The sequence below is a fragment of the Candidatus Limnocylindrales bacterium genome, from assembly GCA_035571835.1.
Classification (GTDB): Bacteria; Desulfobacterota; Binatia; order UBA1149; family CAITLU01; genus DATNBU01.
Map to the genome: position 1 here is coordinate 50,130 of DATNBU010000034.1, position 12,225 is coordinate 62,354.

Consider the following 12,225-nt stretch of genomic DNA (forward strand, 5'->3'; position numbering starts at 1 on the left):
CACCTCAGTGCTGGTGCGGCGGCGCAGCAGGTGGCGCATCGGCTGCAGCCGGCGCATTGGCCGCCGGGGATGCCGTTGTTCCGGCGGTCGCCGTGCTCGAACGCTGCGCGATGAATTTTCGAAGCGCGTCCTGCAGCCGGCTTTCGGCGTCGAGCAGGAACTGCCCGCTGACGACGACTTCCTCGCCGGCAGTAAGCCCTTCGAGGATCTGGACGTTTCCTCCTTCGGCGATCCACCCGGTGCGCACGCGGCGCGGCTCGAAGTGGCCGGGCTTGTCGCCGACGACGAATGCGACCTGGCGGTCTCCGGTGTCGATCACCGCTTCGCGCGGCACCAGCAGCGCGCTCGGCGCGAGGTCGCCGCGCAGCACGACCGTGGCGAACATGCCCGGCCGCAGGTCGAAGTCCGGATTGGCAACCGCCATGCGCACGCTTGCCGTACGCGTGGTTTCGTCGAGATGCGGATGCAGGAAGACGACTTCGCCCGCGTAAACCTTGTCGGCCTGCGACGCTACGCGTGCCTCGATTTTCTGTCCGACCGAGACGAGCGCGAGGTCCTGTTCGTAAACGCGTGCGTCGATCCACACGGTCGAATGATCGACGATGCGCAGGACTTTCTGTCCGGCCGTGACGGCCGACCCTTCGACGACCGGCTTCTCGGTGACGTTGCCGGTCACCGGACTTCGGAACGCGATGACTTCCGGCGCGCGGTCGAGACGCGACAGGCGTGCGATCTCGGCGTCGTCGAGGCCCTGAAGCGAGAGTTTTCGAAGAGTCGCGTCGCGGATCGAGTCGAGCGTCGGGTCGGCGTGCGCGCCGCCGCTGCGTCTGCGCAGCGCGATCATCTCCTCGACGGCCACCTGGATTTCCGGGCTGTACAAATCGTAGAGCGGATCGCCTTTCCGGACGTGGATTCCCTCGGTGTTCGCGTAAAGACGCCGGATGTAGCCGGAAACCCGTGACGTCACGTCGTGGACGAGCGGCTGCGCTTCCTCGACGAATCCCGCAACGCGCACTTCGCGCACGAGCGGACCTTCGATCGCACGCGCCGTGCGGACTCCCATGTTCTGCACGACCACCGGATCGATCGTGATCGCGCTGCCGGCAGCCGACGCATCGGTGGCTTCGCTCTCGAGCGGGGTCAGCTTCATGTGGCAGATCGGGCACTCGCCCGGATGGTCCTGGATGACCTGCGGGTGCATTCCGCACGTCCAGAGCTGCACATGCGCGCTGCCGCTCGAGTCCCCGGTCTGCGCGGCTGCGACGGCGACCAGACCGTGTGCGAAGTCGTGAGAATGAAACGTCGCGGGCTCGAGAGACAGGCCGAGCGCGACGGCTGCGACGGACAAACGAAAAGCTTTCATCGTGAAATTCCCCGGCCGGCCTGCGCAACGCGAATCGCTTCGCTGTCGGTGAACGTTTCGAGATCGGCGCCGATCAGCTCCTCAATCGCCGCGAGCTGTTTCTCGCGATCGATCGCGGCCGCCGCGATCTCCTTGCGCGTCTCGAGAAGCACAGTGCGGGCTTCGACCAGCATCGAAAGGCCCGAGGTGCCGGCGACGTAGACGCTTTCAGCAACCGAAGCGGCCGATGTCGCGGCAGGAAGCACGCGCTGCTCGAGCAGTCGCCGGGCGCGCTCGCTGTCGAGCGCCGCGACCAGCGCGGCCCGCACCTCGGCTCCCTTGTCGCGCCGCGCCTGGACGAGGCGCGCGTCGGCGCCGCGGCGCATCGCCTTGGCCACCGCGATGCCCGACTGGATCTCGGCGATCTTCGTCGGCAGCACCAGGATCGCGCCGACGCTCTGTTCGATGCTCCCGGTGACCGCCGCCGTCGGATTGATGTCGGGGATCCATTGCAGCTCGGCGAGATCCTGTTCGTTCCTGCGGGCATTGCGGTCGTGCTCGAGCCCGCGAACGTCCGGCCCGGTTTCCGCGGCACGGATGATCGTCAGCGGACTGGATGGCAGCGTTCGCGGAGACGGCAGGCGGCTCGGCGTCGCGATCGAATCCGACGATTCGATCGCCGCGAGCGCGGCAAGCGCGAGCTTTGCCCGCACGACTTCGGCGCGGGCCTTCGCCGCGGCATCGCGCGCACGTGCACCGGCAATGCCGGCGCTGAGCACCGCGCTCTGGTCGCTGCCGGTGCGCAGGGACGCTGCCGCGGCATCGGATCCGACGTCGGCGAGCGTCGCCGCCGCCAGCGCGATGCGTTCGTTCTCGGCGGCCATTGCCAGGTCGAGCCACGCATCGAGCACCTTGCGCTGGAGCTGGAACTTTTCGCGGCGGAAGCGTTCACCGGCTGCGCGCGCATCGTCGAGAGCGACGCGGCCGGAAGCCATCGTCTTGCCCGGGAACGACAGGTTTTCCATCGAGTCGAAACCGGCCGTGAACGTCGAGCGGTCGAAGCTCTTCACGCTCTCGTTCGAGAACAGGTACGAGTAGCCGAGCGAGATGTTGCTGTTCGGCCACGCGGACGCGCCGCGCACACGCTCGACCGCAGCCTTCCAGTCGTACCATGCTGCGCGGACGTCGCCGTTCGCGATCAGCGCTCGCCGGAGCAGGGTGCGCCAGTCGTCGCCGCCGGCCGTTACCGGCAGCGTCTCAGCATCGACGTGCTCGAATTTTGCTCCGGCCGCTTCGAGACGCGCTCGCTCGTCGTCGAGGCCGCGCGGCGTCAGCGCGCAGCCTTGCAGAAGGGTGAGAATCGCCGCTGCGGCGGTTGCAGTGAACATGGCGGCGAAACTCGCCGGTTGTGAGGTCGACATCGGACCGCTCCGCTATCCGTGCGCCGTGCGCACGGTTTCGGGTCCGCGGAGAACCACGGACCGGATGAACGTACAGGGAGACGGCGCGCTGGAAGCTGGCGCGCCGGCGACTCGCGGAGTGGCGGGATCTCAGATGATCCAGGTACAGAGACGCGGTCGGTAGACGGCGCTCATCCCGGGTGGAGCTGCGGCGCGATGCAGAAGCGTTCGCGCGCTTTGTGGCGTCAGGACCGACGCCGGAAGGATCGCTGCGACAACGCCCGTATACGCAGGAGCTGCTTCCTGCGTCGCGGGAGGAACGCTGCGGTCTCCCGTGTCTGCACGGACTGCGCAGCTGCAACCTGAGCGGATCGCCGAAGAGCATGCCGGCTGCGCCGCAGCCTGGGCCTCGTCGCAGCATGCGCAGCGCATCGCGACGGTTGCCGACTTTGCGGCCATCACCATCGGACACCGTCCTGCCGCGAATGCGGGCAGGGGCATCGCAATGGCGAGAGCGAGCATCGCTGTAAGAGCTCTACGAAACATCCAGGCGTCCCGGGTTGATCATGCGCACGGTCGGGGTCCGGCACAACCGCAAAGCGCATCCGCGGGAAAGCTTTCGGGTATCGGCGGGAAGGGGCTGGACGTGCGGCCTCGATCCGTCCAAGAAGTCTGGAATGACGCCGGGGTCCTCTTCATCGCCTCCACGAGACGCCCTGGAAGTTTCTGCGAAAGACACCGAGGGCCTTCGCCTTCGGCTGGTGACGTACAACATTCACAGCGGCGTAGGTGTGGACGGTCGCCTGGATCTCGGCCGGACCGGGGCTGTCATCGGCGAGGCACGGCCCGACATCGTCGCGCTGCAGGAAGTCGATCGCGGGCTGGTGCGCACCGGGCTCGCCGATCAGGCCGCCGTGCTCGCCAAGGCGCTCGATCTCGGCAGCCGGTTCTGCACGACGCGCACGTTCGACCGCGGCGATTTCGGCCTCGCGGTGCTCAGCCGCTACCCGGTCGTGGCGGCGCACGAATACGACCTGTCGTACGGCAAGAGGCGCGAGCCGCGCTCGTGTCTGCGCGTCGACCTCGAGCTGTCGCCGGGAATGCTGCTGCATGTGTTCAACTGCCACCTCGGCCTTGCGACGACCGAGCGCCGTTACCAGCGCCGGCGCATGCTGAGCGACGCGATCCTGCTCAGCGAGGAGCTGCACCATCCGGTAGTGCTGATGGGCGACTTCAACGACCGTCCGCTGCCGGTCGTGCACACGGAGCTGCGCCAGCATTTCGTTGATGCGTTCCGCACCACCGGCAAGCGCCGCGGCGCGACGTTCCGGTACGGACCGCTGCGGCTGCGGCTCGATCACATCTATGTGAGCCGCGAGATCCGCGTCGTCGAATGCGGCGTGAGCCGCCGCGGCGCGGCCGGCGTGGCGTCCGACCACCGGCCGCTATTTGCGGAAATCGAGATGCGGGCTTCCGCCGCCGAATGCGTGAAATCGGTCTGACTGCCGCGCCTGCCGGCCGACTCGCAGGCGCTGGCGAAGCCACGCCAGCACACCGACGAACAGCGCGCTGACGAGCGCGAGCAGCGCGAGACTCTTCATTCCCGGCTCGCGCATCGACAGCTCGAGCTGGGTCTGGAACAGTGAAAGGCCGACGATGCCCGGAAGCATTCCGATCACCGTCCCGAGCGCGAAGTCGCCGAAGCGCATCGGCGACGTGCCGACGACCATGTTGACGATCGTGAACGGGGCGACCGGCAGCACGCGGATCGCAATCATCGTCAGCAGCCCGCGACCGCGCAGGCCGCGCGCGATTTTCTGGAAGTGGCGTCCGGTGAGGCTTTCGACCGTGTTTCGTCCGGCCACGCGACCGACGGCAAACATCAGCGTCGCGCTCGCGAGGCTTCCGGCGAGCGAATAGAGCATGCCGAGCCATGGGCCGAACACAGCCGCGGTTGCGAGAATCAGCACAGTGACCGGCAGCGCGACGAGGCCGCTCAGCACATAGGCACCGATCACTGCAAACGGAGCGATGGCACTGCCTTGCAGCTCGGCTCCGAGAGAAGCGAGACGCGCCGGATCGATCAGCTCCTTCAGCGGCGTCCAGCGCCAGCATGCGGCCAGCGCCGCCAGCACGACGAGCATCACGGCGATGCGTGCGAGGTGGGTTTTTGCCCGGCGGCGGTAGGGCGGCGGCGCGAACGTCTCGATCACCGTCTCGGTCGTGATCGGGGCCTTCGGATCGATCAGCGTTCCGTCGCCGATGTCGATGTCGACCTGGGTCTCGTCGGGGACGACCGGACGCAGGCATCGGTCCTTCTCCGTATGCTCGTCGACCAGCGCGACGAGAGAAGTCGTCTCCAGGGCGGCGGCTACCTCGTAGGGCGGCAGGCACAGGTGCTCGCCGAGCAGCCGGTTGCGCAGCGCGGAGATGACGCGGCGAACCCGGGGATCGTCGTCGGTCGCTTCGATCGAAAAATCGCATTCGGTGTCGAGACGCATCGACCGATTGGTGAGGTTCGACGAGCCGATGCGCAGGAACCGGTCGTCGACGACCAGCACTTTCGAATGAAGGTTGATCTGGGTCTCGCCGAGCTCGGGCACGATCGGATAGCAGATGCGCAGGCGCCCGTGCACGTCGGACTCCTGCAGTAGCTTGATGCGGCGGAAATGCAGCACCTGGATCGTGCGTGCCTCGAACCAGCCGAAATTGTTCTGAGGCAGCACGATCACGATCTGGGGACCGTTCTCGCGCTGCAGGCATTCGACGAGCGCGCGCACGATCACGTCCGAGGTGAGGTACTGGTTCTCGATGTAGATCTGCCGCTGCGCCGCCGCGATCGCGGTCAGATACAGGCGCTCGATCTCGACGACCTGCATCTGCTGCTCGTACTCGGGCTGCGTCCGCGAGATCCCGACCGAAATGTCGGTCGCATCGGGAAGGAACCCTTCCGGCCAGCAGTCGCCGGTATCGTGCCGCAGCGGCTCGGCGTCTTCTCCGGTGGCGCGTTTCCAGCGTTCGCGCACCAGCTCGGCGACGGCGCGCGCGACCGCGCCGTCGGCCATCATCATCACGTCGTGGGCGGGAACGTAGTCGGGAAACTCGGGATCGCTCCGGCGCGGATCCTTCGCGAGGTGCTCGGACGTGTCCCAGCGGCCGACGCCGATGTCCATTCCACCGCCGAGCACGACCGAGTCGTCGACGACCACGAGCTTCTGGTGATGACTCGCTCCGCCCGGATGGTACGAGTCGTAGACGAAATGGAACCGCTTCGATCGCGGCCAGTCGGTCAGGCGCCGCGTGCGCGTTTCGCGATCCTTCGACAGGATGACCGGGAAGTCCCAGTCGAGAACGTAGACCTGGAGCTCGGGATTGCGCGCGAGGATCGCCGAGAGCCGCGCACCGAGCGTGCTCGGCAGCCCGTCGTCTTCCTTGCCGAGCAGCACATTCAGGCCGCGACGAAGCTCGAGCTGCGGACCGGCGATGGCTGCATCCTGCTCGGATCCGCGCAGCAGGCGGACGCGGCTGTGAATGTCCCAGCCGAGGATGAAAACCGAGTGACGCGCTTTGGCGAGCGCGAGGGCGACCGCGCCGTAGTAAGCCTCGCCGTCGACCAGGAACGACACGCGATCGGCGTGCTCGATGCGCCATGCCGTTCGTCCGGTCTTGAGAATCGGTTCCATCTCGAACACCGCCGCAAGGCCCGTACGGCTCGTGATCGATTTTTTGTCCGCATCGCGACGGTTAGGAAGCGCCGCGCGTGTTCTCGCACCACGACGGGTGTGAGAACAGGCAATCTCCACCTCCGTGGAGTCGGATGTCACGCGTTCGGTGCCGCATCGCGGAGCGAATGCGTGCCGAGAACGTACCGGTAGCTTACGGCAGTCGCGTCGCGCGAGCGCTCAGCCGACGCGTACCATCAGATGCTCGATGCCGCTGATGAAGTTCGAAGGCCGTCGCGGGGGCGCATCCTCGGCGAGCGGCCGGATGCCGCGCAGCCGTCTGGTTGCCTCCTCGAAGAAGATGACGAGCTCGAGACGCGCGAGGCTGGCGCCGAGGCAGAAGTGCGCGCCGATTCCGAATGCAAGATGGTCGTTCGGGGTGCGCCGCACGTCGAACGTTTCCGGATCGCGAAATACCGCCGGATCGCGATTGGCCGCCGGATAGAGCAGCAGCAGCTTGTCGCCTTCGCGAAGCTTTTTACCGTGCATCTCGACGTCGCGCGTGAGCGTGCGGTTCATGTTCTTGACCGGCGTAACCCAGCGCAGCATCTCTTCGACAGCCGTTGGAATGCGCGCGTGGTTTTCGCCGAGCCACGCCCAGTCCTCAGGATGGGCGAGAAGCTCGGCCATCCCTCCGCTCAGCACGTGGCGGGTCGTCTCGTCGCCACCGATCAGGATCAGCAGCGCCTCGGCGACGATCTCGGCGTCGTCGAGCCGCTCGCCGTCGATCTCGGCGTGCGCGAGAATGCTGAACAGGTCGTGCTGCAGCGGTTTCGCGCGCCGGTCGTGCAGCACGCCGTACGAGTGTTCCAGGAACTCGCGAAACGCCTGGTCCGCGCGCGCGAACACTTCCGGATCCGCCGTCCCGCTGCCGCGCACCATGTCGTCCGACCAGCGCAGCACGTCGGCGTAGTGCTCGGGCTCGACGCCGAGCATGTCGCCGATCACGATCAGCGGCAGCCACGCGGCCACGTCACCGACGAAATCGAATTCTCCCAGGGCGACGGCCTTGTCGAGCAGGTCGGCGCTGATCGCGCGGATGCGCGGGCCGCGTTCGAGCACACGCCGTACGGTGAATCCCTTGTTGACGAGGTTACGGCGCTTGCGGTGCAGCGGGTCGTCGGTGTTGATCATGAACGGGAAGGCCGGGGCGTCGGGCCGGTTGCCGCCCGCGTTGCAGAACGTGGCCGTGTCGCGAGAAACCGCCAGCACGTCCGCGTAGCGGCTGACTCCCCAGACTTCTCCCGCTTCGTCCCAGTACACGGGCTCGAACTCGCGAAGCCAGGCAAGCTCGGCGTACGGCTCGCGCGCCCAGAACTCGCCGTCGAGTAGCCGGATGTCCGGCGGCGCCGTGTCGCGAGTGGTCATGGCGGCAATGTGATGGTCGTGCCGACTCGGCGCAAATGGAATGACATGCAGCCTCGGATCATCGGCTAGCGCACTCCGCGTCCGCGGCTTCGGCTGCATGAGCGAGGCGCTGGGGTTCGGAGTCGTTCCGCCGTTTACCGCTCCTGCATTTCCTCCGTCCCGGAACGATCCAACTCGCGCCATCTCCCCAGCTGCCGATCCGATGCGGTGGACTCAGGCTACGGCGCACCGCTAGGATCGCTCGAGCGGAGGGACAGCCAGATGCAGAAAGTCTCGAGAATCAGCGTAGCGTGTGTGACCGCGTTCGCCGTATTCCTGGCCAATGCCCCCTTCGCCAACGCCGACACGGAAGTAAACACGTGCGGCCAGATCGTGGCGGGGCCCGGCTACCTGAATGCCGACCTCACCTGCACCGGGATGTCCGGAGCGGCTATCATCCTCGAGCCCGGCGCGACGCTGGACTTTCGTGGCCACGTCCTGACGAGCGACTTCGGCGGCGTCATCTGCAACGCCTCCTGCACGATCGAGTCTTCCGCTCCGGGCGGCACGATCCGCAACTGTACGGGCGCGGCAGTCACAACGGAGTACCAGGAATTCCTGACCCAGGTGAAAATCAGCGATCTGACGCTCGACGGAAACCGTTACGGCGTGGGCGTCCAGCACACCCTCGTTGCGACCAACCTGACGATTACCAACACCGAAGAAAATGCGCTCAGTGGACGGGACGTCCGAGCGAGCAACATCACGATCGACGGTGCCGGAGCCGGCATTTCGGGCAGCTCGTTCGGCGTCCTCAGAGTCCGTGATTCTACGGTAAGGAACGCCGCCAGGGGCATCGGGGGCTACTCGCTGCGAGTGGATCGAACGACGGTGACCGGAGCGACCGACGTCGGAATATCGACGTCTCACGGAACCATCCGGGACTGCCACATGGACGAGAACCCGGGAACCGGGATTTATGTCGGCAGCTACGCCTACGGAAAGGTCAGCGTTTCCGACAGCACCGTGAATGGGAACGGAGGGCGAGGAATCGATGGCACAGCGAAAGTCATCCTGAAAAATACGAGCGTCGCCGACAACGGGCTCGAAGGCGTCTACACCCTGCACAACGTCCAGGTGAAGAACGGGTCGGTCATCTCCGGAAACGGCCTCGACGGAGTGCGGGTTGCCATTCACAGTATTTGTCCTCGCCTGTCCGTGCGGGACTCAATCGTCGAAGGCAACGGTCTCGACGCGACATGCGGTATCAGTGTCACCTGCGCGGACCTGTCGTCGTGCGAGAAGCCTCTCGTCGGCAAAACGACTTGCGAGCATTCCTACGACACCGACTCCGGATTTCCAGGCACGAGCTGGGATATCTGCTCGTTGGACTGACGCCGGATCGCGTAGCAAACCCGCAATCGCCGCTGGATAGTCCGTCACGTTCTTCCGGCATGGCCGGCTTGTCGCCGGCCGACTCTTTCGTCATAACGTCGCGCTTTCACGGCGCTGCCCGGTGCGGCCCGCCAAAGACCCTACGAGCTTACCGAGGAGGACGAAGATGGAGCTGGTACTTCGCAAGGACGCTTTCGCCGGGGAAACCCACATCGTGACCGGCGCTGCCCAGGGAATCGGCAACCGTGTGGCCGCCGTTCTCGCAGCGCACGGCGCCCGCGTTGCGCTCGTGGATCTCGACCCCGCCAAGCTCGAGGAAGCGCGGGCGGAGATGAAGGCCTACGCCGCCGTCGATCCGCTCGTCGTGGCAGCCAACGTGGCGAAGGAAGACGACGTGCGAAAAGCCGTCGCCGCGGTCATGGAGGCGAGTGGCCAGATCAACGGCCTCGTCAACGTCGCCGGCATCACGCGCGACGCGCGCATCATCAAGAAGGATTTCGCCGACTTCCAGGCGGTGCTCGGCGTGCATCTCCACGGCACGTTCCTGTTCACCCGCGAGGTTGCGTTCCAGGACTGGCATCCGCGCTTCAAGGCCAACGACAACAAGCCGCTGCGCGACGGGCAGAACCGCTTCATCGTGAACTTCTCGTCGGTCAGCGCGCGCAACGGCAACATCGGCCAGATCGACTACACCGCAGCCAAGGGCGCGATCGAGTCGATGACCAAGACGACGGCGCGCGAGTTCGCGCCGTACGGCGCGCGCGTCAATGCGATCGCGCCCGGCCCGGTCAACACGCCGATGCTCGCGGGCGTGCCGGCCGAAGGCATCGAGGCCATGTCGCGCGCAACGCTGATCGGACGCGTCTGCGAGCCGGTCGAGATGGCGCGCACGGTTGCTGCCATGGCCGATCCGAAACTTTTCGCGTACGTGACCGGCATCGTGCTGCAGGCCAACGGCGGGCTTCGCCTGGAATAGGCGCAGCGACGCCAGAGGAACGTCGGCAAAAGCCAGGCAGCTCATCGGCAAACAGTCACGAGGGAGACAGAAGACGTGCCGGTCCATGCGCAGCAGATCGTTCTCGCAGCCTGGGCGCTGCTCGCCGGCGTGCTCCTCGGCCTCGGACTCCTCGAGCGAAGGCTTTTCGGACCTCGCCTGACGACCGGCAGCGAGCTGTGGACGTCGTTCTGGATCGGCTGGGCGGTGCTGCTGGTCGGTCTCGAGCTCTGGCACTCGTTTCTTCCGATCGATGATCGCGCCCGCGTGTTTTTCACGCTCGTCGGCGCTGCCGGCTGGATCGTCGCCGGAACCGGGCCGTGGCGTGTCATCGGGCGTCTGCTGACGCGCTATTTCATCGCGATCGCCGCTGCGCTCGGCGCGGCGTACTGGCTGTCCAACCAGGCCCTTGCCGGCCCACGCTTCGGCGATACCGGCATGTACCTGGTGCCGACCATGCACTGGTACGAATCGTTCGCGATCGTTCCCGGGCTCGCCAACCTGTTCGTCCCGCTCGGAAACAACATCACGTATTTCCTCTACGGCGCGCTGCTCGACGGCGGACCGTTCGCGAAGCACGTCTATCCGCTGATCAACACGCTGCTTGCGCTTGCGCTGCTGGCGCGCGGACTGTTTGCCGGCTTACGCCTCGTCGCGAGCCGGCATTCGACGGTCGGCGATCTCTTCTACGCGCTCGCGCTCGTGCCGCTGCTCGACATCATCTTCTCGCTGTACCTGACGAGCCCCATGCCGGACACGGCCGTGTTCCTGTACGGGCTGGTGCTTGCCGGCGAGCTCGTCGAGCTGCTGGCCAGCAGGACCCCGTCGCGGGCGCGGCTGCTGCGGCTGGTGTTCCTCAGCGCCGCTGCGCTTACGGTCAAGCTTTCGATCGCGGGTCTTGCGGTTGCGACGCCAGCGGTGGCGCTTCTGTGGTGGATATGGCGGACGCGGCCGCCGGTCATGGAAGCCGCCGCGACCACCGCGTTTTGCGCGCTCGTTGCGCTGATTCCGATCGGTCCGTGGATCGCGCGCAACATCGTGCTGAGCGGCTATCCGCTGTATCCGGCGATGATCTTTCCACTGCCGGTCGACTGGATCGCACGCGTCGACGCGACCGCATGGATCCAGCGGCCGATGGAGCTTGCGCCTCTGTGGACGATCTTCCGTGACACGGCGTGGTGGAAGCTTCGCCTGACGTCGCTCGGCTGGGACGGCACCGACGTGATGCGCCCGCTCGTGATGCTCGGCGTGGGTTTGGCGCTGGTCGCGGTTGCGAGACCTGTCGAGTGGTGGCGCCGCCGCCAGCGCGGCGCGCCGGCGATCGGCGAGCCGGGCGTCGAGCGGAACAGCTTCGAGCCGGCAAACGTGCCGCCGATCATCCTGCTCGCTCCGCTTGCAGCGTTCGTCTTCACGTTCCTCAACACGCCGATGCCGCGATACCAGGGCGCCACGCTGTGGATGTTCGGGATCGATCTTGTGATCCTCGCCATCGCGGCGATTGGCGGAACGGCCGGCCGGCTGGTGCGCGTGCTGTGCGTGCTCGCGGTCGTCGCCGTGAGCGCGCAGCCGGCAGAACGCCGCGAGCAGGCATGGCTTGCGCTGAAGGACTTCGAAGGCACCAGCCCGCCGCGTCTTCACGAAGAGACGCTCCCGAGCGGCCTCGTCGTTCGAGTTCCGGAAAATCAGGTCTGCTGGTACGCGCCGCTTCCATGCACACCCGAGCCGCATCCGGGACTGTACCTGCGGCGTCCGGGTGACCTTGCTGGAGGCTTCGCCATCGATCCGTCCGTACCGGCGCCACCGACCCATTGAATCGAAGGACGATCCTCATGGAGCTCGCCGAGCATCCTCGTTGATGAGGCCGCGGAGGGATCCTTGCGGATGATGCGCGTCTCTGATCCTTCGCGAATAACCCCACGAAGACACCGCCCGCAGCAGAGCGCACGAGTAGCTGGTTTGTACCCTGCGACGGCTCTATGGTGGTGATCGCACGCACGCCCGACTCGCGTGGCGGCGAGGCTACAG

Annotated in this window: 8 protein-coding genes; 4 read left to right on the forward strand and 4 right to left on the reverse strand. The window is 66.4% G+C overall.

What is annotated here, in order from left to right; all coding sequences use genetic code 11:
• Positions 1-4: 4 nt before the first annotated feature.
• Both VN634_15510 and VN634_15515 read right to left on the reverse strand, forming a co-directional pair.
• Positions 5-1,363: an efflux RND transporter periplasmic adaptor subunit gene (locus VN634_15510; GenBank protein HXC52290.1), complete on the reverse strand. Its 1,359-nt coding sequence runs from the start codon at positions 1,361-1,363 to the stop codon at positions 5-7.
• Positions 1,360-2,763 (reverse strand): TolC family protein, encoded by a 1,404-nt coding sequence (locus VN634_15515; protein ID HXC52291.1) that lies wholly within the window; start codon positions 2,761-2,763, stop codon positions 1,360-1,362. The genes VN634_15510 and VN634_15515 overlap by 4 nt, the downstream gene beginning before the upstream one ends.
• Before the next feature lie 656 nt (positions 2,764-3,419).
• Here VN634_15515 and VN634_15520 point away from each other — a divergent pair.
• Positions 3,420-4,244, forward strand: a complete 825-nt coding sequence (locus VN634_15520) for an endonuclease/exonuclease/phosphatase family protein (protein HXC52292.1) — start codon at positions 3,420-3,422, stop codon at positions 4,242-4,244.
• On the opposite strand, the gene VN634_15525 is transcribed toward VN634_15520, so the two are convergent.
• On the reverse strand, positions 4,188-6,425 hold the full coding sequence (locus VN634_15525; protein HXC52293.1) for a VTT domain-containing protein: 2,238 nt from the start codon (positions 6,423-6,425) through the stop codon (positions 4,188-4,190). The two genes, VN634_15520 and VN634_15525, sit on opposite strands and share 57 nt — an antisense overlap.
• Positions 6,426-6,644: 219 nt before the next feature.
• The gene (locus tag VN634_15530) at positions 6,645-7,832 is read right to left on the reverse strand and encodes a cytochrome P450 (protein ID HXC52294.1); all 1,188 of its coding nucleotides are present in this window, start codon (positions 7,830-7,832) and stop codon (positions 6,645-6,647) included.
• 261 nt (positions 7,833-8,093) lie between these two features.
• Between VN634_15530 and VN634_15535 the strand changes: the two genes are divergently transcribed.
• The 3 genes from VN634_15535 to VN634_15545 all read left to right on the forward strand — a co-directional run bounded on the left by VN634_15535 (position 8,094) and on the right by VN634_15545 (position 12,012).
• Positions 8,094-9,206 (forward strand): right-handed parallel beta-helix repeat-containing protein, encoded by a 1,113-nt coding sequence (locus tag VN634_15535; protein HXC52295.1) that lies wholly within the window; start codon positions 8,094-8,096, stop codon positions 9,204-9,206.
• 166 nt (positions 9,207-9,372) lie between these two features.
• Entirely contained in the window at positions 9,373-10,182 is an 810-nt protein-coding gene (locus VN634_15540) for an SDR family oxidoreductase (GenBank protein ID HXC52296.1), read from the forward strand.
• A 75-nt stretch (positions 10,183-10,257) separates the two neighbouring features.
• Complete coding sequence (locus VN634_15545) at positions 10,258-12,012, forward strand: hypothetical protein (protein HXC52297.1); 1,755 nt, start codon at positions 10,258-10,260, stop codon at positions 12,010-12,012.
• The last annotated feature ends 213 nt before the right edge of the window (positions 12,013-12,225 follow it).

Coding starts and splice junctions, on each gene's coding strand:
- VN634_15510 (HXC52290.1), bottom strand. CDS start 1,363: ATGAAAGCTTTTCGTTTGTCCGTCGCAGCCGTCGCGCTCGGCCTGTCT.
- VN634_15515 (HXC52291.1), bottom strand. CDS start 2,763: ATGTCGACCTCACAACCGGCGAGTTTCGCCGCCATGTTCACTGCAACC.
- VN634_15520 (HXC52292.1), top strand. CDS start 3,420: ATGACGCCGGGGTCCTCTTCATCGCCTCCACGAGACGCCCTGGAAGTT.
- VN634_15525 (HXC52293.1), bottom strand. CDS start 6,425: ATGGAACCGATTCTCAAGACCGGACGAACGGCATGGCGCATCGAGCAC.
- VN634_15530 (HXC52294.1), bottom strand. CDS start 7,832: ATGACCACTCGCGACACGGCGCCGCCGGACATCCGGCTACTCGACGGC.
- VN634_15535 (HXC52295.1), top strand. CDS start 8,094: ATGCAGAAAGTCTCGAGAATCAGCGTAGCGTGTGTGACCGCGTTCGCC.
- VN634_15540 (HXC52296.1), top strand. CDS start 9,373: ATGGAGCTGGTACTTCGCAAGGACGCTTTCGCCGGGGAAACCCACATC.